The organism is Micrococcus sp. HMSC067E09, assembly GCF_001812555.1.
GTDB classification, from domain to species: Bacteria; Actinomycetota; Actinomycetes; order Actinomycetales; family Micrococcaceae; genus Micrococcus; species Micrococcus lylae.
Genome location: NZ_KV809417.1, coordinates 1 through 21,270, shown reverse-complemented (window position 1 = coordinate 21,270; position 21,270 = coordinate 1). Strand labels below are relative to the sequence as shown.

Genomic DNA, 21,270 nt, shown 5'->3' with positions numbered 1-21,270 from the left:
CGGCGCACAGGGCCCCCGGACACGGCAACGGCCGGCCGCCTCCGCAGGAAGGCGACCGGCCGTCGTCGTGGACGGTCAGGCGACCGTGTGATCAGGCGAGGATCAGCCCTCGGCCTCGGCCTTGGTGGCGCTCGGGTCCATCGGGACGCCCGGGCCGAAGGTGGTGGCCACGGTCGCCTTGGTGATGTAGCGGCCCTTGGAGGAGGCCGGCTTCAGACGGAGGATCTCCTCCAGGGCTGCGGCGTAGTTCTCGGTCAGCGCCTTCGCGTCGAACGAGGTCTTGCCGATGATGAAGTGCAGGTTCGAGTGCTTGTCGACGCGGAAGTCGATCTTGCCGCCCTTGATGTCGGTCACGGCCTTGGCCACGTCCGGGGTCACGGTGCCGGTCTTCGGGTTCGGCATCAGGTTGCGCGGACCCAGGACCTTGCCGAGACGGCCGACCTTGCCCATGAGCTCCGGGGAGGCCACGGCGGCGTCGAAGTCGACCCAGCCGCCCTGGACCTTGGCGATGAGGTCGTCGTCGCCGACGAAGTCGGCGCCGGCCGCACGGGCGGCCTCGGCGCGCTCACCGGTGGCGAACACGACCACGCGGGCGGTCTTGCCGGTGCCGTTCGGCAGCGACACCGAGCCGCGCACCATCTGGTCGGCCTTGCGCGGGTCGACCGAGAGGCGCATGGCGACCTCGACGGTGGCGTCGGTCTTCGACGGGTTGGTCTCCTTGGCCAGGGCGATCGCCTCGGCCGGGGAGTACAGGCGATCCTCGATCGCGGCCTTGGCGGCCTTGTATGCCTTGCTGCGCTGTGCCATCTGCGTTTTCTCCTTGTGCAGTTGTGGTCTGCGGACCGCGCTCGGTCCTGCCACGTGGAAAGAGTGGGGTGGACGCCCGTCAGGACGTCCCGTGGAGGTGTCAGCCCTCGACGGTGATGCCCATGGAGCGGGCGGTGCCGGCGATGATCTTCGCGGCGGCCTGGACGTCGTTGGCGTTCAGGTCCGCCATCTTGGTCTGCGCGATCTCCTCGCACTGGGCCTGGGTCAGCTTGCCCACCTTGTCGGTGTGCGGGGTGCCGGAGCCCTTGGAGACGCCCGCGGCCTTCTTGATCAGCTCGGCGGCCGGCGGGGTCTTGGTGATGAAGGTGAAGGAGCGGTCCTCGTAGACCGTGATCTCCACCGGGACCACGTTGCCGCGCTGCGACTCGGTGGCGGCGTTGTAGGCCTTGCAGAACTCCATGATGTTCACGCCGTGCTGGCCGAGGGCCGGGCCGATCGGCGGGGCCGGGTTGGCAGCTCCGGCCTGGATCTGGAGCTTGATCAGGCCGGCGACCTTCTTCTTGGGAGCCATGTGTCGGATCCTTCTCTCACTGGTGGACCCGCAGCACAGGAGCGTACTGCGGGCGGTGGCCGCCGTGGCGCGGCGGCCGGTTCCCTGACGCCACCGGCAGGCGGCCGGCGGCGAGGGGACGACTGTGTTGTCTGCCCGTCAGAGGATCTTGGTGACCTGGCTGAAGGACAGGGTGACCGGGGTCTCGCGCTCGAAGATGGAGACGAGGACCACCAGCTGCTGGGCCTCCGGCTTGATCTCGGAGATCGTGGCCGGGAGGGTCTCGAACGGACCGTCGTTGACGGTGACCGACTCGCCGACCTCGAAGTCGACGTGGATGGCCTGGGCCTCAGCGCCGGACTCCCCAGCGGCGGCGGGGGCCGGGCGGCCCTCCTTCTCCGCGGCCTTGGCCGCCTCCTGGATGACCGACGGGGCCAGCATGTCGAAGACCTCGTCGAGGGACAGCGGCTGCGGGTGGTACGCGTCGTTGCCCACGAAGCCGGTGACGCCCGGGGTGTGGCGGACGACGCCCCACGAGGCGTCGGTCAGGTCCATGCGGACGAGCACGTAGCCCGGAATGCGCACACGGGAGACGATCTTCCGCGTGGTGTTCTTGATCTCCACGACCTCCTCCATGGGGACCTCGATCTCGTAGATCAGGTCCTCCATGTCCTGGGTCTGGATGCGGGTCTCGAGGTTGGTCTTGACGCGCTTCTCGTAGCCCGCGTAGGTGTGCACCACGTACCAGTCGCCGGGCTGGCGGCGCAGACGGGTGCGGAGCTCCTCGGCCGGGTCGACCTCGGGCTCGTCCTCCTCGGCGGGGGCCTGCTGGGCCTCCGGCTCCTGGGCCGGCGCGGCGGTCTCCTCGGCAGCGGGCGCCTCGGTCTCGGCGGTCTCCGCGGTCACGTCCGCGGTGATCTCCTCAGCCTGGGCGGGCGCCTCGGAGGCGGCGGCGTCCTCGGTGGCCTGGGGATCGAGTTCCTGCTCGGACACGGGTTCCTGCTTTCTGCTCACGGGGTACAGAGGCTGCGGACGGTGGAACGCAGCGGCGGCCTCTCCGACTCGGCCGCTCCCTCGGGTCAGAAGCCGCCGAAGGTGAAGCGTGCCGCCGTGCCGAAGAGCCAGTCCAGCCCCATGACCAGGAGGATCATGATCGCCACGAAGGCGAGCACGACGCCGGTCATGCGCAGAAGCTCCTCGCGGGTGGGGGTGACCACCTTGCGGAGCTCATCCATCACCTGGCGCAGGAAGAGGCCGATGCGAGCGAAGAGGCCACGCTTCTTGCGGGCGTCTGCGGGGCGGCTGCCGCCGCCGCTCACTGCCGTCTCAGACACGTGGCCTCACTCAGTCGGATCGCCGTTACGTTCTTGCCGTCATCTCGAGCAGCCGGAACGGCTGCGTCGATGCGCAGGGCAGACAGGACTCGAACCTGCAACCTGCGGTTTTGGAGACCGCTGCGCTACCAATTGCGCCACTACCCTAGGGACCGATCCGGGTTCTCCGGCCGCTCACCGGAGGACCGCGTCGCGGTGCCGAGTGAACAGCGTACGCCATAGAGGCTCTGGAAGTCGAACCAGCCGGCCCTCCGGACTAGTCTGGAGGCGGGTCGCGCGCCCGACGCGGGACCCGCCCGGCCGCCCGCACTCCCGAGAGTCAAGAGGAAACCATGGCACCCGCACCCGCCCGCCGCGTCTCAGAGCGCATCGGCTCCATCGCCCCGTCCGCCACCCTGGCCGTCGATGCCCGCGCGAAGGAGCTCAAGGCCACCGGCCGCCCCGTGATCGGCTTCGGCGCCGGCGAGCCGGACTTCCCGACCCCGGGCTACATCGTCGAGGCCGCCGTGGCCGCCGCGCAGGACCCGAAGAACCACCGCTACACCGCAGCCGCGGGCCTGCCCGAGCTGCGTGAGGCCGTGGCCGCCAAGACCGCCCGCGACTCGGGCGTGGCCCTGGACTCCCAGCACGTGCTGATCACCAACGGCGGCAAGCAGGCCGTGTACAACACCTTCGCCTCCCTGCTGGACCCGGGAGACGAGGTCATCGTCCCCACCCCGTTCTGGACCACCTATCCGGAGGCCGTCCGCCTGGCCGGCGGCGTCCCCGTGGAGGTCTTCGCCGGCCCGGAGCAGGGCTACAAGGTCACCGTGGACCAGCTCGAGGAGGCCGTCACCGCCAAGACCAAGGTCCTGCTCTTCGTCTCCCCGTCCAACCCGACCGGCGCCGTCTACTCCCCCGAGGAGACCGAGGCCGTGGGCCGCTGGGCGCTGGATCGCGGCCTGTGGGTCGTCACGGACGAGATCTACGAGCACCTCACCTACGACGGCGTGCCGTTCACCTCGATCGTGAAGGCCGTCCCGGAGCTCGCCGAGCAGGCCGTGATCCTCAACGGCGTGGCCAAGACCTACGCGATGACCGGCTGGCGCGTCGGCTGGATGGCCGGCCCGCTGGACGTCATCAAGGCCGCCACCAACCTGCAGTCCCACGCGACGTCGAACGTCTCCAACGTCTCGCAGCGTGCCGCCCTGGCCGCCGTCTCCGGCCCACTGGACGCCGTCGATGAGATGAAGGTCGCCTTCGACCGCCGCCGCAAGGCCATGGTGCAGGCCATGAACGCCGTCCCGGGCTTCGAGTGCCCGACCCCGGAGGGCGCCTTCTACGCCTACGTGGACGTCCGCGGCGCCCTCGGCCGCGAGATCCGCGGCGTCACCCCCGCGACCTCCGCCGAGCTGGCCGCCCTGATCCTCAACGAGGCCGAGGTGGCCGTGGTCCCGGGCGAGGCGTTCGGTCCCTCCGGCTACCTGCGCCTGTCCTACGCGCTGGGCGACGACGACCTCGCCGAGGGTGCCGAACGCATCCGCGCCCTGCTCTCCGAGTGAGCCCCGCGCCCGGTCAGGGCGCATGCAGGAGGCGGCCGGCCGTCGTCGTGGAGGAGATCCCCTCGACGACGACGGCCGGTCGCCTTCCGTCTGCCCGGCCCCTCCCGGACCGGACCGGCTCACGCGTAGCCGCGGCGGGCGGCCCAGCGGGTGAGCTCGTGGCGGTTGGACAGCTGCAGCTTGCGGAGCACGGAGGAGACGTGGGACTCCACCGTGCGGTCCGAGATGAACAGCTCCGCGCCCGCCTCCCGATACGTGAAGCCCCGGGCGATCAGGCGCATGACGTCGCGTTCGCGGGCCGAGAGCCGGTCCAGTTCCTCGTCCTGTGCGTCCCGGTCCGTCGGGACCGGGGAGGCGTCCGGGGCACCGGAGGGGCGGACCGCCGTCGTGTCCGGGGCCGCCGTGCCGCGGAACGCGTCCAGGACGAAGCCGGCCAGGCGCGGGGAGAACACGGCGTCCCCCTCGGCCACGCGGACGGCGGCGTCCACCACGTCGGCCCCGGAGGCGGACTTGGTGATGTAGCCGCGGGCGCCGGCGCGGATGACGGCCACGACGTCCTCGGCGGCGTCGGACACGGACAGGGCGAGCAGACGCCGCTCCGGGTCCCGTTCGAGGACGCGGCGGGCGACCTCCGCTCCCCCGCCGCCGGCGCCGCCGGGCAGGTGCACGTCCAGCAGCACCACGTCCGGGGCCGTCTCCAGCACGACGGCCACGGCCTGGTCGACGTCCCCGGCCTCGCCGACGATCTCGACGCGGGCCGGGTCCAGGTCCGCGCGCAGGCCGGCCCGGAAGATGGCGTGATCGTCCACGATCACGGCGGTCACCGGTTCACTCATGCGCCCTCCTCTCGCGGGTCGGTGCCTCTGACGCCGTCCTCCGGACGGGCGACGGCCGGGGCGTCGAGGTGCAGGTGGACCTCGGTGCCGCCGGCAGAGGAGCGGATGCGCACCGTTCCCCCGGCCCGTTCCATCCTGCCCCGCAGGGACTCGCGGACGCCGTGGCGGTCAGCCGGCAGCTGATCCGGGTCGAAGCCGGGGCCACGGTCCCGGACGAACACGTCCACGCCCTCGATCGCCCCCTGGTCGTCCTCGAGGACCTCGGCGTACACCTGGGCGTCCCCGGCGTGGCGGGCGGCGTTGGCCATGGCCTCGCGGGCGGCCGCCACGAGCGGGTCCAGCCACTCGCCCTCGGTCTCGCCCACGGCGACGACCTCGATGCGGCGGCCGTGGGCGTCCTCGACCTCCCCGGCCACCCGGCGCAGCGCCTCGGAGAGCGCGTCCGGCGCCTGGGAGGGGTCGTCGAAGAGGTAGGAGCGCAGCTCGCGCTCCTGGGCCCGGGCCACGCGGGCGACCGTCTCCGGGTCGGAGGCGCGGCGCTGGATCAGGGCCAGGGACTGCAGCACGGAGTCGTGCAGGTGGGCGGCGATCTCCGCACGCTCGGTCTGCACGGCGAGCGCGGTGCGCTCCCGCTCCCGGCGGGCGACCAGGCCGAGCACGAAGGGCGCCGCCACGAGGGCCAGGCCGGCGAGCAGGGCGACGGCCAGCAGCAGCCCGAGCCACAGCGTGCCCGGGCCTGCCGTGTCCACGGCGAGCGCCAGGACGGAGACGAGCACCAGGGCGGTGCCGAGGGCGATGCGCAGCCAGGTGCCGCGGCTGCGGCCCGGGGATGCGGCGGTGTCCGCCTGCATCCAGGCCACGCCGAGGCCGATCACCAGGATGCCGACCGGGGCCGCGGTCTGCCAGTCCACGTCGGCCCCCAGGGCCTGCACCACCACCAGGACGGCCACGCAGACGACGGCGGCGCCGAGCACCGCGGGCCAGCCGACCTCGCGGACGCGGGCGAGGCCGGTCTCGAGGCGGCGGCGCAGCTCGGGGTCGTCGTCCGCCGTCCCGTCCGCTCGCTCCTGCGGGAGGAACAGCCAGAGCCAGGTGTACAGGGCCAGGCCCACGCCGCCGGTCAGGGCCAGGACCACCATGCCCAGGCGCACCCAGGCCACGGGCAGCTCGAGGTGCCGGGCCAGGCCTGCGCAGACACCGGCCACGGGGTGGTCGCCGTGGTGCCGCAGCAGCGGCGGGCGCACACGCGGCGCGGGGCCGCCCTGCGGCGGGGTGGGGTGCTGCATGCCCCCATCCTGCCCGCTGGGCCCCGGAGCGCACATCCGGGACGGGTTCCGGGATTCCCCGGATGTGTCCGGCCCCGCCCCGCGGGAGGATGGAGCCATGTCCTCCCACCAGCACTTCCACGCCGATCCGACCGCAGACCCGTCCGCCGCAGGCGCGGGCGGCGATACCGGCCCCGCCGACGGCCTGGCCGCCCTGCCTTCCTGGCTGCGCGGCCCGGTGCGCTCCTGGGGCGTGAGCCGGTCCGAGGAGTCCTGGGTCTCCGGCGCCCTCGGCGGCGTCGCGGCCCGGTACGGTCTGGACCCGCTGCTGGTGCGCGGCGTCTTCGCGGCCGTCTGCCTGCTCTCGGCCGGCCTGGCGCTGCTGGCGTATGCCGTGGCGTGGACGGTGCTGCCGGGACCGGACGGACGTGTGCTCTGGGCACAGCTGCGCCGCGGCGACTTCTCCGGCTCGGGCGTGGGCGTGGCCGTGGTGGGCGGCGTCGGCCTGGTGTCCCTGGTCTCCGGTGCGGGCCTCACGGCCACGCTCGTCTTCAGCGGTGGCCTGGCGGGGCTGACGGTCCTGGCCGGCACGGCGCTGCTCGTCTGGTGGCTCCTCACCCGCTGCTGGGAGCCGAAGACGCCCGGCGCGTCCGAACGTCAGCGCTTCACCGGCCGCGACGGCCGTCCCTCGGCAGGGTTCCGGGCGGCGGACGCCGCAGGCGCGCCGTCCTCCCCCAGCTGGTACATGGACGCCCGCCGCCGGTCTGGGCAGGAGGAGTCCGCCCCGGACGAGGCCGGCTTCCGCTCCTCGTGGATCGACCCGGAGACCGGCCAGTGGCGGGACCGCCCGCACTCCCGCGATCTGCGCGCCGCCGAACGCGTTGCCGAGATGGAGCGCCAGGCCGCCGCGGAGCGTGCCTCCGCCGGCCGCGGCGCCGCGGCCGCCCGTGCCGAGCGTCCGGCGCTGGGCGCGATCGCCCAGACCGTGACGCTCGTGGCCGCCGGCGTCGTCTGCCTGGCCGCGCTGGTCGGCTCCGTGGTGTTCGGCTTCTCCGGCGTCGGCACGGTGCTCGGGCCGGCCGGTGCCACGATCGTCGGCGGCGCCGCCGCCCTCGTGGTCCTCGCCCCGGTGCTGCTGCTCGCCGCCCTGCGCGGACGCCGCGGCGGCCTCGTGTCCGCCGCCAGCGTCTTCGCCGTCGGCATGGTCGTCATCGGCGTCGTCGCCAACCTGAGCATCGTCCTGCCCTGACCGGTCCGCCGGCCACCCGGTGCCAGCGCTCTCGTCCCCGGCACCGCCGGTGGACCGCTGACAGCACCCGGCACGGCGTCGATAGTCTGGAGCCGCAGGCCGCGGATCCCCTCCGCAGGGGGCGCCGCCGGACCTGCGGCTTCCGTCATGTCCCCCTTCCTGCCGTCGAAAGGACTCCTCCATGCGCGTCGGACTGCTCACCTCCGGTGGCGACTGCCCTGGCCTGAACGCCGTCATCCGTGCCGCTGTGCTCAACGGCATCAAGACCTACGACTTCGAGATGGTCGGCATCCGCAACGGCTGGGCCGGCCTGATCGACAAGGACGTGGTGGAGCTGCCCCGCCAGGCGGTCCGGGGCCTGTCCGGCACCGGCGGCACCATCATCGGCACCTCCCGCACCCACCCGTACGACACGGCCGGCGGCGGTCCGGAGAACATGAAGCGGAACCTGGAGGAGATGGGCATCGACGCGGTCGTGGCCATCGGCGGCGAGGGCACCCTGGCAGGCGCCAACCGCCTGGCGAAGGACGGCCTGCCGATCGTCGGGGTGCCGAAGACCATCGACAACGACCTGATGGCCACGGACTACACGTTCGGCTTCGACACCGCGGTGCAGATCGCCACGGACGCCATGGACCGCCTGCGCACCACCGGCGAGTCCCACCACCGCTGCATGGTGGCCGAGGTCATGGGCCGCCACGTCGGCTGGATCGCCCTGCACTCGGGCATGGCCTCCGGTGCGCACGCGATCCTCATCCCGGAGGTCCGCACCCCGATGTCCCAGGTGGCCGAGTGGGTGAAGCAGGTGCACGACAAGGGCCGCTCCCCGCTCGTGGTGGTGGCCGAGGGCTTCGTGCCGGAGGGCCAGGACGACCCGCTGGCCGCCGCCGGCAACGCGAAGGACGGCCGCCCGCGCCTGGGCGGCATCGGCGACTGGGTGGCCCGCGAGCTCGAGGAGGCCACCGGCGTGGAGTCCCGCGCCACCGTCCTCGGCCACATCCAGCGCGGCGGCGACCCGTCCGCCACGGACCGTGTGCTCTCCACCCGCTTCGGCATGCAGGCCATGAAGCTCGTGGCCGAGCACCGCTGGGGCCAGATGGTGGCCGCCAACGGCACCGAGATCATCTCCGTGCCCATGTCCGCCGCCCTGTCCGGCCTGAAGAAGGTGCCGCTCGCCCGCTACGAGGAGGCCAGGGTCCTCTTCGGCCGCTGAGCGGGACCATGGCACTGCAGGAGCACACCCTCGCCCTGGTCGGCCTCGCCTGGGCCCGTGCGCTCGGGCTTCCCGACGACGGGCTCGGCACCCTGGGCGTCTCACCTGCCACCGGTGCGGCCTCGCCAGGCCCGGCCTCGGGCGTCCCGTCCGCCGTCCCCTCGGCACGGGCGGCGGGGGCGCCGGGCTGCGCCCGGCGCGTGGAGGTCGTCCTCGACGACGGGGCCGTGCTGCCCGGCCAGGGCGAGCGCGTGGCGACCGTCCTCCGCCTGGGCGAGGCGGCCGTCGTCGTCGGCCCGCAGTGGTTCGTGACGGCCTGCCGGGACCTGGACGACGAGGTGCTGGCGCTCGAGTCCACCCTGCTGCGGATCGGCGCGGCGCACGGGGTGCGTTCGTGCGGCGAGCACACCCTCTACTACGCGGACGAGGCGCCGGAGGTGGACCCCGCGCAGTCGATCGCGGTGTCCTTCGACTCCGCCCACGCTCTGGAGGTCGGGGCGCTCTGCCCCGCGGACGACGTCACGGCCGCCGCGCTGCCGCAGTGGGACCACACGGCCGCCCTCGTCCCGGTCGTCGAGGACGGCCGGAGCGGCGGTGCGGCCTGCGCGGCCGCCGGCTACGACGTGTTCTCCGGGATCGTGGCGCGCCTGGGCGTGCTCACCGTGCCGCACCTGCGCGGCAGGGGGCTGGGCACCTATGCCGCCGCGTCGGCGATGGAGTCGGCCTGGCTGGACGGGCTGGTGCCCTCGGCGAGGGTGCCGGAGGGACACACCATGGCCCACCACATCGCCGTGGCGGTGGGCATGGAGCCGCTGGGGACGCAGACGTCCGTCACCTGGGGGCCGGGCGCCTGACGCGCGGGGCCTGAGCCTGTGGTCGGCGCGGCACAGCCGGAACACCGTGCCGGCCTCACGGCCTGCGGTCAGCGGCGGCGCACGTCAGGACGGCCGACGACCTGCCCGGCGTCCGGGGCCACGAGGACCTCCTGCGACGCGGCGACGTGCCCGGCGCCGCCCTCGGAGTCGTCGCGGACGATCAGCTGGGCGTCCACCGGAACCGAGCGCTTCACCAGGGCCAGGCCGAGGTGGCCGGCCTCGTGGTGCTGGCCCACGGAGGTCAGCACGCCCACCGGGCGGGCGGCGGCGCGGGCCTCCTCGGTGTCCGGCTCGGGCCGCACGATCACCGGCGCCCCGGGGGCCGGGAAGGCATGGCCGGAGCCGTCCATCAGCAGCTGCACGAGACGGCGCGGCGGACGCCCGAGGTTGTGCACCCGGGCAATGGTCTCCTGACCGCGGTAGCACCCCTTCTCCAGGTGCACGGCCGTGCGCAGCAGGTCCAGCTCGTGCGGCAGCGCCTTGGCGTCCGTGTCCACGGACGGGCGGGGGCGGCCTGCGGCGATGCGCAGGGCCTCGGCGGCCGACGTGCCGGCCAGGGACCAGCCTGCCAGCTCCCCCTCGCCGAGGCGGGCGGCGGTGGCGAGGAGGTCGTCCAGGGTCACGAGGTACTCGCGCCAGGACCAGTCCTCGCCGGGATGGTCGGGGCCGGAGTAGGCCCAGCCGCCCGGGGCGACCTCAGGCCAGGGGTCGATCCACACGGTGCGGTCCTCCCAGCCCGGAACGGCCGCGGTGGCGCCCACGACGGCGACGGTGCCGGTGTGGCGGCGCAGCGTGACCTCGTGGGCGAAGCGCATGCGCGTCAGCCAGTCCAGCAGCGCCTGCTCGTCCGCCCTGTCCAGGATGAGCCAGCAGGCGGCGCCGTCCTCGAGCAGGTGGACGCCGTGCTCGATGCGGCCGTTGGCATCCAGGAAGAGGGCCTCCGTGCTGGTGCCGGGCCGCGCCTGGGACAGGTGCTGGGTGGTCAGGGTGTGCAGCCACTCCAGCCGGTCGGGCCCGGAGACGGACAGGACGGCGCGGTGGGACAGGTCCACCAGTGCCCTGCCGCGGTCCAGCGCGCGCTGTTCGCGCAGCGGGGCGCCGTAGTGCGCGGCGACGCCGGCGTCGGGCCCCTCGCCCTCGACGGCACCGGTGGCGGGGCCCTCCGCCGCGGACAGCGGGGGCTGCAGGAGCGGGCTGCGATACGCGGGGGCGGACATCAGCGTGGACGCTTCGCGTGCGGGGACAGGCGACCCTCGGAGCGGTCCGGCATGCGGTCGAGGATCGCGGAGGCGTGGGCCTCGAGGTCGTGCTCCTCGGCGGCCGCGGTGTCCCAGCGCCAGAAGAGCTGGTTGTTCACGAGGCCCGCCATGCGGGTGGCGCGGTGGTAGTCGCCGGCGGCCGAGCCGCGCAGCACCGCGTCCGTGGCGAGCTGCAGCTGCGGGCCCTTGATGCGGCCGTAGTACAGCTCGGACATGGAGCCGGGGTGCGTGATGGTGGCGGTCAGGCCGAAGGCCTCGTCCTCGCCGCGCAGGGACTCGACGTCCTCGGCGGAACGGTAGGCGGGGACCACGTCGGCCGGGACCATGCCGGGGCCGACGTCGCCGTCGCGGCGGGGGCGGTCCACCTGCCAGAACCCGGACTCGACGGTCAGCGGGCGCAGCAGGGTGCCGTCCTCCTCGCAGATCCAGGACTCGGCGCGGTACTCCAAGAACGGCAGGCCGTACTCCGTGAAGTCGACGCGCTGGTAGAAGATCTCGGTCCCCTCGGCGCCGTCGCCGAGGCGCCCCTGCCCCTCCCAGGAGCCGATGAGCCAGGAGAGCGGAGCGAGTTCGGGGGTGAGGTCGTACGGGAGCTCGGTGGCCATGGAGACGTCGGTCTCGCGTTCAGGTCACCGTGCGGCCGGATCCCGGCCGCACGGGGACCTCAGCGCTGGCCCTTGAAGAGGCCGCCGATGACCAGGGCGGCCACGCCGGCCATGCCCAGGGAGGCGAGGCCCACCAGGCCCAGGAAGAAGATCTCGAGTGCAAGAAGGTTGTCCATGGCGGCCAGTCTAGCCGCCCTCGTTGCCTCGATCAGCCCAGGAGCGCGAGGATGACGTGGCCGATGACGCCGGCAGCGCCGACGGGTGCCATCGCCAGGGCGAAGCCGGCCCGCCGCGGACGCAGGGTGGTGGCCACGGGACGGTCCTCGGGACGCGGCTTCGCAGACGGCGCGGTGGCCGCGGTGAGCGCGACCAGGGTGCTGGAGGCCAGTGCCGCGACGGCCGCGATCGCAAGCTTGCGCGGCTCGGCGTCCAGGACCAGGCCCGACGCCACGGCGATCAGCACGGACAGCGGGATGAGCACGGCCGCCAGGGTGCCCGGACGGCCCTGCATCCAGGGTGTCAGGCCGAGCAGGGACACCAGGGCGACGGTGGCGCCGATGCTGAGCAGCAGGATGGGGGCGAGCGGCATGGCGTTCCACTGGGCCAGCGCGGCCCAGCCGGAGGTCATCACCACGATCATAACGCCGCCCATGGTGGCCACGGTGGACTCGAGGCGCAGCGGCCGTCCGGTCCCGCGGAAGAGCTGGACCATGAACGCCGCGATCACGCCCCAGCCCGCCACGACGGCCATCGGCTGGAAGAGGCCGAGCGCGCCCTTCTCCGGCTCGCCGAGGCCGACGTGGCCCCAGAGCAGGGTGAGGCCCAGGCTCACGAGGCCGACGACCGCCAAGGTGACGGACAGGGAGATCCGGGCCGGGGACCCGAGCTGACGGGGCCATCCCCAGGCGATCACGAGGATCACCACGACGGCGACGGCGGAGACCGCGAGGGGTCCCACGAACGCGGCCGCGCTGAGCACGACCGCCGCGAGGGCGGCGGCCAGGGCCATCGACAGTCTCATCACAGCCCCCATCCTGCCAGGTCGCGGGGCCACCGCCGAGCGTCACGCCAGTGGACACGGTGGGCACCGCCGCTGCGGGCGGACGTACAGTGTCACCGGACATTCGGCATGCGGTGTCCGCGAACCGGTGTCCAGGAGCGAAGGGAGTGCGGCCGTGGCGCATGTGGTGCTGCTCACCGATGCGGAAGACGGACTCGGCGACCTCACCGAGCACCTGGACCTGCTCGGCCACACCGTCACCGCGCGTCCCCGCCGCGCCTCGGCCGCCGCAGGCGTCCCCGCGGCGGACGCCGTCTTCGTGGACGCCCGTACGGACCTGTCCGGCGCCCGCACCGTCTGCACGGACCTCGCGGCGCTGGCCGCCCACCTGCCCGTGGTGGCCGTGTTCCACGACGCCGGCCTGAGCGCCGTCTCCGCCCGCTGGCAGGTCGCCGACATCCTGCTCACCACCGCCGGCCCGGCGGAGGTGGAGGCACGCCTGCGCCTGGCCACCGCGCGCAGCGGGCCGCAGGGAGGGCACGAGCCGGACGAGATCCGCGCCGCGGACCTGGTGGTGGACGCCGCCGGCTACACCGCCCGCGTCCACGGGCAGCCGCTGAACCTCACCTACAAGGAGTTCGAGCTGCTGAAGTTCCTGGCCCAGCATCCGGGCCGCGTCTTCAGCCGCGAGCAGCTGCTGCAGGAGGTCTGGGGCTGCGACTACTTCGGCGGCACCCGCACCGTGGACGTGCACGTCCGCCGCCTGCGCGCCAAGCTCGGCCCGGACCACGAGCAACTGATCAGCACGGTGCGCAACGTCGGCTACCGCTTCGACGCCCGCACCGCCTGAACCGCACGTAGTGTGGAGGGCATGACCGACCCCTCCGTGCCCGACGTCCGTGTCCTGACCGACCCCGGCCACGTGCCCGCCGCCGCGGTGCTCGCCCTGGCCGACGCGGCCCGCGCCGCCGACGGGCATCCCCCGCTGTCCGACCAGACCCGCGTGCACGTGCAGCGCGGCACCGCGCTGGCCGTGCTCCTGACCGGACCCGACGAGGCACCGGACGGCGCCGCCGTCCTGGCCCCCGAAGGCGAGGGCGCGGTCCTGGAGCTGGTCGTGCACCCCGACGCCCGCCGCCGCGGCGTGGCGACGGCGCTGGCCGGGGAGGCGGCCGACGTCGTGGAGCAGAGGGGACTGCAGGAGGCGGTGAGCGTCTGGGCCCACGGGATGCTGCCGGGGGCGGCCGAGCTGGCCGCCGCCCACGGGCTGACTCCGGTGCGCGAGCTGCGCCGGATGGCCGTGGACTCGTCCGTCCTCGCTCCGCTGACCGCCCCGGAGCTGCCGGAGGGCGTGCGGCTGCGCCCCTACGTCCCCGGCACGGACGACGCCGCCTGGCTCGAGCTCAACGCCGCCGCCTTCGCGGACCATCCGGAGCAGGGCTCGCTGACGCAGGCCGACCTGGAGGACCGCCGCAGCGAGGACTGGTTCGACGCCGCCGGCTTCCTGCTGGCCGAGCGCGAGGCGGACGGCACCCTGCTCGGCTACCACTGGACCAAGGCCGAGGGCGACGGCACGGTCGGCGAGGTCTACGCCGTCGGCGTCTCCCCGGACGCGCAGGGCCTGGGCCTGGGCCGCGCACTCACCGTGGCGGGCCTGGTCCACATGCGGGACGGCGGCGCCCGGCGCGTGGACCTCTACGTGGACGCGGACAACACCGCCGCCGTCCGCCTCTACGAGAAGCTCGGCTTCGTGCTCGACGCCGCGGACGCGCAGTACCGGCGCGTCTGAGCGCCTCTCGCCACTATCCTTGAGCCGACGGTTCCGTGGCCCAGGCCGTCGTAGGATTCCACGCCCGGGACCGCCCGCAGACCGAACGGAGCACCATGCCGACGTCGCAGACCGCCCTCACCGCCGCGCGCGCCACCGTGGGACACCACGTTCCCGCGCCCCGGGCCGAGGTGCTGGCCGCCGGTGTCCTGCCCTGGCGGACCGGCCCGAGCGGCCTCGAGGTCATGGTCATCCACCGCCCCCGCTACGACGACTGGTCCTGGCCGAAGGGCAAGCTCGACCCCGGGGAGACGCTGCCGGAGTGCGCCGTCCGCGAGGTCCGAGAGGAGACCGGCCTGCGCGTGGCCCTGGGCATCCCGCTGGCCGTGACCCGCTACGAGGTCAAGAACCGCGGCGGCAAGCCCGGAACCCGCCCCAAGGAGGTCTGGTACTGGGCCGCCGAAGCCGGCCGGCAGAAGGGCCAGGCCGACGGAGACGAGGTGGACGAGCTGCGCTGGGTCTCCCCTGCAGCCGCGCGCCGTCTGCTCACCAACGCCACGGACCGTCAGCCGCTGGACGCCCTCGAGGCAGCCTACGGCGAGCGCCGCCTGCGCACCGTCCCCCTGGTGCTGCTCCGGCATGCCAAGGCCAAGCCCCGCTCCTCCTGGTCCCGCGCCGAGGAGGACCGGCCGCTCGCCGCCACCGGCCGCCGTCAGGCGCTGGCCGACCGGCGGCTCCTGACCGCCTGGGCCCCGGAGAAGCTGTTCTCCTCCCCGTGGCGCCGCTGCGTGGAGACGCTCGCACCGCTGGTGAAGGACACCCGCCTGCCCGTGAAGTACAAGGCCTCCCTCACGGAGGCCGGCGCCAAGGACAACCCGAAGAAGACCCGGCGCGTGATGCGTGGCCTGCTGGAGAAGCGCCGCGCCCTGGTGGTGTGTTCGCACCGACCCGTGCTGCCGGAGCTGCTGCAGGAGATCGAGGCGATCACCGCGCACCCGGACGTGCTCAAGGCCCTGCCCGCCGAGGACCCGTACCTGCGCCCCGGCGGCGTGCTGGTGGCGCACCAGGGCCTGAACCAGGGCGGCCGCGTGGTGGCACTGGAGTGCTACGACCCGGCGGACGGTTGACGGGACACCGTCCGGCGTGGTGGCCGCCGGCGGACGGTTGACGGGGCCGCGGCGCCTCCGGGCGGCCCGGCGTGGTGGCCGCCGGCGTGCCGCCGACCGTTGAGTCGCGCGTCACACCCGGACTAGGCTTCCCGCATGGACACCGTGAACCGCCCCGAACTGATCGTCCACGACCGCCTGAAGCTGACGCGCGACCCGGACCGCGGCCGCTTCGAGCTGCGCCAGGACGACACCTTCATCGGCTTCGAGGGCTACACCGTGGACGAGATCCCCGCCGAAGACGACGCCCAGGGCCAGGCCCGCACCGTGGTGCGTCTGCAGCACACGATCATCGACGAGGCCTACGGCCGGAAGGGCTACGCCCGCGCCCTGGTGACGATGGTCCTGCAACGGCTGGCGGCCGAGGGCGAACAGATCGTCCCGGAGTGCACCTACGTGCAGCAGTACCTGGCGCGCTACCCGGAGTTCCGCGAGCTCGTCTACGAGGGCTGAGCGCTTCGGCTGCCTCCGACGTTTCCCGACGACGGCCGCGCACCTTGGCTGTGTGCGCGGCCATCGTCGTGTCCGGACCGTGACGCCCCGCCCCCTTCCGTATGTATCAATGTGTTGATACGTTGATACATAACAAGGTGGCGTCGACGGGGCGCCGCAGACCGGAGGGAGTGACCGACCATGCAGCTGTTCCTGCTGACCTCGCTGTTCGGGGTCGCCGTGTCGATCGCCGTCGTCTACGCGGTGATCCGCCTGTTCACCAACAGCGCGCAGCGCGACCCGCTCCAGGCCGCCCGCTCCCACGGCATGGTGACGGCGCTCATCGCCCTGTTCGCCGCCACCGGCTCAGGACTGACGAGCCTGGTGTTCGTCGAGGATCCGCCCTGGGCCGCGGGAGCATCCGACGCCCCTGCCGGCCCAGGCGCCTTCCCGGTGTCCGCGGTGCCGTTCGACGTCGGCTTCAACGCCCTGGCCCCCGTCCTCTGGCTGCCAGTGGTCTACTGGATCGCCCAGCGCACCTGGCCGACCCCGGTCGCCCCCACCCGCAGCGCACGCCTCACCGCTCGGTCCTGGCGGGAGTACCTCCCACCCCGTCTGACGATCGTCACCGGCGTGGTCGCACTGGTCTCCGTGGCCGCCGCCCTGATGCTCCTGCCCACCGACGGCCGGCCGCTGACGACGGCCGACACGGGCGTCAGCGGCCCGGACGGGATGTCCGAGACCTTCGTGCGGGACCCGGGTGTGCGCAGCGGCGCGCTGGTGACCCCGTGGCTGCTCGGATTCGTGCTCCTGGCCTGCCTCTGCGGCGCACTGGCGGTCGCCGCCGTCGTCCGCCGGCGCTCCCTCTCAGGGCTCACCCCGGCCCAGGACGACGCCGTCCGGCACGTGGCCGTCAACCGCATCCTGCGCACTCTGACCGTCGTCCTTCTCTCCGTGCCCGTCGCCGTGGACAACGCCTTCGGGTCCCAGGAGCCGAACCGGATGGGGCCCTTCACCGTCTGGTCGCTGGCCGCGGTCTTCGCTGTGGCCCTGGCGATGCTCGTGTGGACCTCGCCCCAGGTGAGGGTGCTCCGTCAGGACGCGGCGCACCACGTGTACGAGGACGCCACCGGGGAATGGGTGGAGGTCCCCCGCGGCCCCGGCACCCTGAGCGATGTCATCCAGCTGCGCCACACGGCCGCCGCGGTCGTCCTCCCGCTCGCCGCGCTGACGACGGTGGCGATGTTCGTGCTGCTGATGCCGGCGCACCTGGAGCTCTCCGCCGTCGGGTCTCCCGTCGCCTCCGTGCTGGCCGCATTCGCTCCCCTGTCCGTCCTCTGGGTCGGCTACCTGCTGGCCGAGTTCGTGCTGCGCATGAAGCACACCGACCGCACCGCCACCGCCCGCACCCGCGGCGTCCGCGCCTCCACCTGGCGCGTCGTGCTCTTCGGCGTCGTCGCCACGGCCGGTCTCGTGGCCGTCGGCTGGGCCGTCCGGGAGGAACGCGCCCTCGCCCGCGTCGGCGTCGACGCAGTCCCGCTGGCCGTTGCCATGCTGTCCGCCCTCCTGGTGATCGGGATGCTCACCGCGATCGGCGTGCGGGTCTGCCTCCGCCGCCACCCGCTGACCCGCACCTCCGCGCTCATGGACCGCCGCATGCGCCGCCGCACCGCGGACCGCATGGTCGGCATCGGCACCACCGGCATGCTGATGGTCCTCGCCACCGCTGTCGGCCAGCTGGTGATGTCCATGTCCGTCGCCCCGCTGCTGTACCTCCTCGCCGTCATCCCCGCCCTGCTCCCCAGCACCTCCCTGGTCCGTCCGATCGGCGACGCCCAGGACCCGGCCGACGGCTCGGACGGACCAGAGGACGGAGGCCACCGGCCGTCGTCGGGAAGGCCCGAGGCGACCGGAGGGCCGGTGGCCGCGGGAGCGAAGGCGCGCCGATGAGCCACCCCGTCTCCCCACAGCCGCCGGCCGGCCCGGCCGAGATCGCCATCGACCTGGAGTCCGCGACGCCGCCCTACGAGCAGGTGCGTCGGCAGATCTCGGTGGCCGCCTCCTCCGGGGCACTGCCGCCGGGCACCCGGCTGCCCTCGGTGCGCGCCCTGGCCGCGGACCTGGGCATCGCCCCCGGCACCGTGGCCCGCGCCTACAAAGAGCTCGAGGCCGCCGGCGTGGTGGTCACCGCAGGACGCCGCGGCACCGTGATCGCCGAGGACGCGCCCGCCACCGAGGCGGCGGCCGTGGTGGCCGCGCTGCGCCAGGCCTCCGCCCTGGCCCGCGGCGCCGGCTGGGACCGGAGCCGCTGGGAGCGGGAGGCCGGGCGCGCCTGGGGCTGAAGGCCTCCAGGGTTCCCGGAACCGCCGGAATCAGCCGATTCTGCGGACTCGCTACGATGGTCCGGTGACCATTCCGACCCCCTACGAGGACCTGCTCGCCGAGGTGCTGGCAGACGGCGCCCTTAAGGGCGACCGCACCGGCACCGGCACACACAGCGTGTTCGGCCGGCAGCTGCGCTTCGACCTGGCCGACTCCTTCCCGCTGATCACCACCAAGCGCGTCCACTTCAAGTCCGTGGCGCTCGAGCTGCTGTGGTTCCTCCGCGGCGACTCCAACGTCCGTTGGCTGCAGGAGCGCGGCGTGCGGATCTGGAACGAGTGGGCGGACGAGAACGGTGACCTCGGCCCGGTCTACGGCGTCCAGTGGCGCTCCTGGCCCACGCCGGACGGTGGGAGCATCGACCAGATCGCGAAGGTCGTGGAGTCGCTGCGGACGAACCCGGACTCACGCCGGCACATCGTCACCGCCTGGAACCCCGCCGAGGTGGAGGACATGGCCCTGCCCCCGTGCCACGCGCTCTTCCAGTTCTACGTGGAGCCGGCGCAGGACGGCGGCCCCGGACGGCTGTCCTGCCAGCTCTACCAGCGCTCGGCGGACCTCTTCCTCGGGGTCCCGTTCAACATCGCCTCCTACGCCCTGCTCACCGTGATGATGGCGGAGCAGACCGGCCTGCGCCCCGGCGAGTTCGTGTGGACCGGAGGCGACTGCCATATCTACGCCAACCATGTGGACCAGGTCCGCGAGCAGCTGAGCCGCGAGCCCTACCCGTACCCGCGGCTGCGCCTGACCCGCCGCCCCGAGTCGATCTTCGACTACGCCTACGAGGACATCGAGCTCGTCGACTACCGCCACCACCCGACCATCACGGCGCCGATCGCCGTCTGAGCCGCCCTCCCCGAGACCCGCAGGACCACAGGAGCATCCGCAGCACCGTGAACGACGCCGCCCACCACCGCCCCTCCCCCGCCGGCAGCCCCAGCCGCATCGGCATGATCTGGGCCCAGAGCCCGGACCGCGTCATCGGCCTCGACGGGGGCATGCCGTGGCACCTGCCGGAGGACCTGAAGCACTTCAAGGACCGCACCCTGGGCCACCCCGTGGTCATGGGCCGCCGCACCTGGGAGTCCTTCCCGGAGCGCTTCCGGCCGCTGCCGGACCGCACGAACATCGTGGTCTCCCGCACCTTGGACGCGGACGAGGCCGCCGGGGACGCCGTGCGCGCCACCGGCGCCGTGGTGGCCGCAGACTTCGGGGCGGGTCTGCACGCGGCCTCCGAGGCCGACGGCCTGGACCTGGTCTGGGTCATCGGCGGCGCCACCCTGTACGAACAGGCCCTGGACGTGGCCACCCTCGCCGAGGTCACCGTGATCGACACGGACGTCTCCGGCGATGCCCATGCCCCCGCCCTGGACGCCCGCTGGAGACTCACGCAGGCCGACCCGTCCCCGGACGGCTGGCACACCTCCGCCGAGGGCCTGCGCTACCGCTTCGAGCGCTGGGAGCGCCCGGCCTGAGCCGGACGTCGCGTCTGCTCTCCGCATTCCGTCCGTGCACCCCGTCGAGAAGGAGCATCCATGAGCCCCACCCCGACCTCCCAGAACGACCCCAAGCCGTTCTTCGACAAGGACATGCTGTCCTTCCTCGCGCTGATCGCCTTCCCGATCCTGGCGCTCGTCTCCGCCGTCTTCGGCCTGATCCTCGTGGTCCAGGGCCACATCCTCGGCGGCCTGGTGTTCCTGCTGGTCCTCACCCAGGCCTTCGCCATCGGCGGTCTTATCGTGTGGACGCGCCGACGCCGCCCGCGGGACTGACGGATACGGTGGAGGCATGACCGTCCACGCACAGACCGCCGCAGCCCCCGCCGATGCCGCCGCCCTGCCCGCCGTGGGCCTGGTGGGCTGGCGCGGCATGGTGGGATCCGTCCTCATGCAACGCATGGCCGAGGAGGGCGACTTCGCCCGCATCCACCCGGTCTTCTTCTCCACGTCGAACGCCGGCGGCACCGCCCCGGCCTTCGCCGGCATGGACGGCGACCCGGGCACCCTCAAGGACGCCTATGACGTCGAGGCGCTCAAGACCCTGCCGATCATCGTCAGCACCCAGGGCGGCGACTACACCAAGGCCGTGCACGGCACGCTCCGCGCCGCCGGCTGGGACGGCCTCTGGATCGACGCGGCCTCCACCCTCCGCATGGAGGACGACGCGGTGATCGTCCTGGACCCGGTGAACCGTTCCGTGGTCGACGCCGCCCTGGAGGCGGGCACCAAGGACTTCGTGGGCGGCAACTGCACCGTCTCCTGCATGCTCATGGGCCTGGGCGGCCTGTTCACCGCCGGCCTCGTGGAGTGGGGCACGGCCATGACCTACCAGGCGGCCTCCGGCGGGGGCGCCCGCCACATGCGCGAGCTGCTGAACCAGTTCGGCGCCCTGCACGGCGAGGTCGCCGGAGAGCTGGAGGACCCGGCCTCCGCGATCCTCGAGATCGACCGGAAGGTGATCGAGCTGCAGCGCTCCGGCCGCCTGGACGCCAGCCAGTTCGGTGTCCCGCTCGGCGGCTCGCTCATTCCCTGGATCGACTCGGACCTGGGCAACGGCACCTCCCGCGAGGAGCTCAAGGCCTACGACGAGACCAACAAGGTCCTCGGCCGCACCGGCGCGGATCGCATCCCCTTCGACTCCCTCTGCGTGCGCGTGGGCGCCATGCGCTCGCACTCCCAGGCCCTCACCCTGAAGCTCACGAAGGACGTCCCGCTGGACGAGGTCGAGCAGATCATCGCCGAGGGCACCGAGTGGGCCAGCGTCGTCCCGAACGACAAGGAGTCCACCGTGGCCGAGCTGACCCCGGTCGCGGCCACCGGCACGCTCCGGATCCCCGTGGGACGCCTCCGCAAGCTCACCATGGGCCCCGAGTACCTGTCCGCCTTCACCGTGGGCGACCAGCTCCTGTGGGGTGCCGCCGAGCCGCTGCGCCGCATGCTGATGATCGCCACCGGCAACCTCTGACGCTCCCCGCACCGGAGCGTCCATCCGAAGGGACGACGACGGCCGGTCACCTTCCGCGGAAGG

General features: G+C 73.5%; 23 protein-coding genes and 1 tRNA gene. 14 read left to right on the top strand and 10 right to left on the bottom strand.

Features of this window, described 5'->3' with window-relative positions:
- Positions 1 to 102 precede the first annotated feature (102 nt).
- The 5 genes from rplA to HMPREF2863_RS01805 form a co-directional block, all read right to left on the bottom strand.
- The gene (gene rplA / locus HMPREF2863_RS01825; protein ID WP_067188471.1) at positions 103 to 807 is read right to left on the bottom strand and encodes a 50S ribosomal protein L1; all 705 of its coding nucleotides are present in this window, start codon (positions 805 to 807) and stop codon (positions 103 to 105) included.
- Positions 808 to 907: 100 nt separating this feature from the next.
- The gene (rplK, locus tag HMPREF2863_RS01820; protein WP_067188473.1) at positions 908 to 1,339 is read right to left on the bottom strand and encodes a 50S ribosomal protein L11; all 432 of its coding nucleotides are present in this window, start codon (positions 1,337 to 1,339) and stop codon (positions 908 to 910) included.
- Between the two features lie 138 nt (positions 1,340 to 1,477).
- Entirely contained in the window at positions 1,478 to 2,311 is an 834-nt protein-coding gene (gene nusG / locus HMPREF2863_RS01815) for a transcription termination/antitermination protein NusG (RefSeq protein ID WP_067188475.1), read from the bottom strand.
- An 86-nt stretch (positions 2,312 to 2,397) separates the two neighbouring features.
- Positions 2,398 to 2,652, bottom strand: a complete 255-nt coding sequence (secE, locus tag HMPREF2863_RS01810) for a preprotein translocase subunit SecE (RefSeq protein WP_067188476.1) — start codon at positions 2,650 to 2,652, stop codon at positions 2,398 to 2,400.
- 74 nt (positions 2,653 to 2,726) lie between these two features.
- Positions 2,727 to 2,799 (bottom strand) — tRNA-Trp (locus HMPREF2863_RS01805).
- A 185-nt stretch (positions 2,800 to 2,984) separates the two neighbouring features.
- On the opposite strand from HMPREF2863_RS01805, the gene HMPREF2863_RS01800 reads away from it, so the two are divergent.
- On the top strand, positions 2,985 to 4,193 hold the full coding sequence (locus tag HMPREF2863_RS01800; RefSeq protein WP_070637553.1) for a pyridoxal phosphate-dependent aminotransferase: 1,209 nt from the start codon (positions 2,985 to 2,987) through the stop codon (positions 4,191 to 4,193).
- A gap of 119 nt (positions 4,194 to 4,312) precedes the next feature.
- Here the strand turns inward: HMPREF2863_RS01800 and HMPREF2863_RS01795 are convergent, their stop codons facing one another.
- Both HMPREF2863_RS01795 and HMPREF2863_RS01790 read right to left on the bottom strand, forming a co-directional pair.
- Positions 4,313 to 5,029 (bottom strand): response regulator, encoded by a 717-nt coding sequence (locus tag HMPREF2863_RS01795; RefSeq protein WP_070637551.1) that lies wholly within the window; start codon positions 5,027 to 5,029, stop codon positions 4,313 to 4,315.
- Positions 5,026 to 6,315 carry an ATP-binding protein gene (locus tag HMPREF2863_RS01790; RefSeq protein ID WP_070637549.1) on the bottom strand — a complete coding sequence of 430 codons (1,290 nt, stop codon included), beginning with the start codon at positions 6,313 to 6,315 and terminating at the stop codon, positions 5,026 to 5,028. The genes HMPREF2863_RS01795 and HMPREF2863_RS01790 overlap by 4 nt, the downstream gene beginning before the upstream one ends.
- Positions 6,316 to 6,412: 97 nt before the next feature.
- Here HMPREF2863_RS01790 and HMPREF2863_RS01785 point away from each other — a divergent pair, with 97 nt between their 5' ends.
- From HMPREF2863_RS01785 to HMPREF2863_RS01775, 3 genes are all read left to right on the top strand, one after another.
- Complete coding sequence (locus HMPREF2863_RS01785; protein WP_070637547.1) at positions 6,413 to 7,543, top strand: PspC domain-containing protein; 1,131 nt, start codon at positions 6,413 to 6,415, stop codon at positions 7,541 to 7,543.
- Between the two features lie 181 nt (positions 7,544 to 7,724).
- Entirely contained in the window at positions 7,725 to 8,756 is a 1,032-nt protein-coding gene (locus HMPREF2863_RS01780) for a 6-phosphofructokinase (protein ID WP_067188480.1), read from the top strand.
- An 8-nt stretch (positions 8,757 to 8,764) separates the two neighbouring features.
- Complete coding sequence (locus HMPREF2863_RS01775) at positions 8,765 to 9,610, top strand: hypothetical protein (RefSeq protein WP_070637545.1); 846 nt, start codon at positions 8,765 to 8,767, stop codon at positions 9,608 to 9,610.
- A gap of 68 nt (positions 9,611 to 9,678) precedes the next feature.
- On the opposite strand, the gene HMPREF2863_RS01770 is transcribed toward HMPREF2863_RS01775, so the two are convergent.
- The 3 genes from HMPREF2863_RS01770 to HMPREF2863_RS01760 all read right to left on the bottom strand — a co-directional run bounded on the left by HMPREF2863_RS01770 (position 9,679) and on the right by HMPREF2863_RS01760 (position 12,516).
- Complete coding sequence (locus tag HMPREF2863_RS01770; protein ID WP_083315156.1) at positions 9,679 to 10,848, bottom strand: CAF17-like 4Fe-4S cluster assembly/insertion protein YgfZ; 1,170 nt, start codon at positions 10,846 to 10,848, stop codon at positions 9,679 to 9,681.
- Positions 10,848 to 11,495: a nitrobindin family protein gene (locus HMPREF2863_RS01765; RefSeq protein ID WP_067188484.1), complete on the bottom strand. Its 648-nt coding sequence runs from the start codon at positions 11,493 to 11,495 to the stop codon at positions 10,848 to 10,850. The genes HMPREF2863_RS01770 and HMPREF2863_RS01765 overlap by 1 nt, the downstream gene beginning before the upstream one ends.
- A 208-nt stretch (positions 11,496 to 11,703) precedes the next feature.
- Complete coding sequence (locus HMPREF2863_RS01760) at positions 11,704 to 12,516, bottom strand: hypothetical protein (RefSeq protein ID WP_246828799.1); 813 nt, start codon at positions 12,514 to 12,516, stop codon at positions 11,704 to 11,706.
- Positions 12,517 to 12,670: 154 nt separating this feature from the next.
- Here HMPREF2863_RS01760 and HMPREF2863_RS12410 point away from each other — a divergent pair, with 154 nt between their 5' ends.
- The 10 genes from HMPREF2863_RS12410 to asd all read left to right on the top strand — a co-directional run bounded on the left by HMPREF2863_RS12410 (position 12,671) and on the right by asd (position 21,207).
- Positions 12,671 to 13,345: a winged helix-turn-helix transcriptional regulator gene (locus HMPREF2863_RS12410; RefSeq protein WP_070637541.1), complete on the top strand. Its 675-nt coding sequence runs from the start codon at positions 12,671 to 12,673 to the stop codon at positions 13,343 to 13,345.
- A 21-nt stretch (positions 13,346 to 13,366) separates the two neighbouring features.
- Positions 13,367 to 14,284 (top strand): mycothiol synthase, encoded by a 918-nt coding sequence (mshD, locus tag HMPREF2863_RS01750; RefSeq protein WP_070637539.1) that lies wholly within the window; start codon positions 13,367 to 13,369, stop codon positions 14,282 to 14,284.
- Positions 14,285 to 14,379: 95 nt separating this feature from the next.
- A complete protein-coding gene (locus tag HMPREF2863_RS01745) occupies positions 14,380 to 15,390 on the top strand; it encodes an NUDIX hydrolase (protein ID WP_070637537.1) in 1,011 nt (336 codons plus the stop codon).
- 135 nt (positions 15,391 to 15,525) lie between these two features.
- Entirely contained in the window at positions 15,526 to 15,882 is a 357-nt protein-coding gene (locus tag HMPREF2863_RS01740) for a GNAT family N-acetyltransferase (protein WP_067188497.1), read from the top strand.
- Positions 15,883 to 16,062: 180 nt separating this feature from the next.
- Entirely contained in the window at positions 16,063 to 17,811 is a 1,749-nt protein-coding gene (locus tag HMPREF2863_RS01735; RefSeq protein WP_070637535.1) for a hypothetical protein, read from the top strand.
- The gene (locus HMPREF2863_RS01730; RefSeq protein ID WP_067188501.1) at positions 17,808 to 18,203 is read left to right on the top strand and encodes a GntR family transcriptional regulator; all 396 of its coding nucleotides are present in this window, start codon (positions 17,808 to 17,810) and stop codon (positions 18,201 to 18,203) included. Before HMPREF2863_RS01735 ends, HMPREF2863_RS01730 begins: the two co-directional genes overlap by 4 nt.
- 64 nt (positions 18,204 to 18,267) lie before the next feature.
- Positions 18,268 to 19,089, top strand: a complete 822-nt coding sequence (locus HMPREF2863_RS01725) for a thymidylate synthase (RefSeq protein ID WP_082739494.1) — start codon at positions 18,268 to 18,270, stop codon at positions 19,087 to 19,089.
- Between the two features lie 104 nt (positions 19,090 to 19,193).
- A complete protein-coding gene (locus HMPREF2863_RS01720; RefSeq protein WP_083315176.1) occupies positions 19,194 to 19,718 on the top strand; it encodes a dihydrofolate reductase in 525 nt (174 codons plus the stop codon).
- Between the two features lie 60 nt (positions 19,719 to 19,778).
- Positions 19,779 to 20,015 (top strand): NF038396 family protein, encoded by a 237-nt coding sequence (locus HMPREF2863_RS01715; RefSeq protein ID WP_067188506.1) that lies wholly within the window; start codon positions 19,779 to 19,781, stop codon positions 20,013 to 20,015.
- A gap of 16 nt (positions 20,016 to 20,031) precedes the next feature.
- Entirely contained in the window at positions 20,032 to 21,207 is a 1,176-nt protein-coding gene (gene asd, locus HMPREF2863_RS01710) for an aspartate-semialdehyde dehydrogenase (RefSeq protein WP_070637533.1), read from the top strand.
- The last annotated feature ends 63 nt before the right edge of the window (positions 21,208 to 21,270 follow it).

Coding starts and splice junctions, on each gene's coding strand:
- rplA (WP_067188471.1), bottom strand. CDS start 807: ATGGCACAGCGCAGCAAGGCATACAAGGCCGCCAAGGCCGCGATCGAG.
- rplK (WP_067188473.1), bottom strand. CDS start 1,339: ATGGCTCCCAAGAAGAAGGTCGCCGGCCTGATCAAGCTCCAGATCCAG.
- HMPREF2863_RS01800 (WP_070637553.1), top strand. CDS start 2,985: ATGGCACCCGCACCCGCCCGCCGCGTCTCAGAGCGCATCGGCTCCATC.
- HMPREF2863_RS01795 (WP_070637551.1), bottom strand. CDS start 5,029: ATGAGTGAACCGGTGACCGCCGTGATCGTGGACGATCACGCCATCTTC.
- HMPREF2863_RS01790 (WP_070637549.1), bottom strand. CDS start 6,315: ATGCAGCACCCCACCCCGCCGCAGGGCGGCCCCGCGCCGCGTGTGCGC.
- HMPREF2863_RS01785 (WP_070637547.1), top strand. CDS start 6,413: ATGTCCTCCCACCAGCACTTCCACGCCGATCCGACCGCAGACCCGTCC.
- HMPREF2863_RS01780 (WP_067188480.1), top strand. CDS start 7,725: ATGCGCGTCGGACTGCTCACCTCCGGTGGCGACTGCCCTGGCCTGAAC.
- HMPREF2863_RS01775 (WP_070637545.1), top strand. CDS start 8,765: ATGGCACTGCAGGAGCACACCCTCGCCCTGGTCGGCCTCGCCTGGGCC.
- HMPREF2863_RS01770 (WP_083315156.1), bottom strand. CDS start 10,848: ATGTCCGCCCCCGCGTATCGCAGCCCGCTCCTGCAGCCCCCGCTGTCC.
- HMPREF2863_RS01765 (WP_067188484.1), bottom strand. CDS start 11,495: ATGGCCACCGAGCTCCCGTACGACCTCACCCCCGAACTCGCTCCGCTC.
- HMPREF2863_RS01760 (WP_246828799.1), bottom strand. CDS start 12,516: ATGAGACTGTCGATGGCCCTGGCCGCCGCCCTCGCGGCGGTCGTGCTC.
- mshD (WP_070637539.1), top strand. CDS start 13,367: ATGACCGACCCCTCCGTGCCCGACGTCCGTGTCCTGACCGACCCCGGC.
- HMPREF2863_RS01745 (WP_070637537.1), top strand. CDS start 14,380: ATGCCGACGTCGCAGACCGCCCTCACCGCCGCGCGCGCCACCGTGGGA.
- HMPREF2863_RS01740 (WP_067188497.1), top strand. CDS start 15,526: ATGGACACCGTGAACCGCCCCGAACTGATCGTCCACGACCGCCTGAAG.
- HMPREF2863_RS01735 (WP_070637535.1), top strand. CDS start 16,063: ATGCAGCTGTTCCTGCTGACCTCGCTGTTCGGGGTCGCCGTGTCGATC.
- HMPREF2863_RS01730 (WP_067188501.1), top strand. CDS start 17,808: ATGAGCCACCCCGTCTCCCCACAGCCGCCGGCCGGCCCGGCCGAGATC.
- HMPREF2863_RS01720 (WP_083315176.1), top strand. CDS start 19,194: ATGATCTGGGCCCAGAGCCCGGACCGCGTCATCGGCCTCGACGGGGGC.
- HMPREF2863_RS01715 (WP_067188506.1), top strand. CDS start 19,779: ATGAGCCCCACCCCGACCTCCCAGAACGACCCCAAGCCGTTCTTCGAC.
- asd (WP_070637533.1), top strand. CDS start 20,032: ATGACCGTCCACGCACAGACCGCCGCAGCCCCCGCCGATGCCGCCGCC.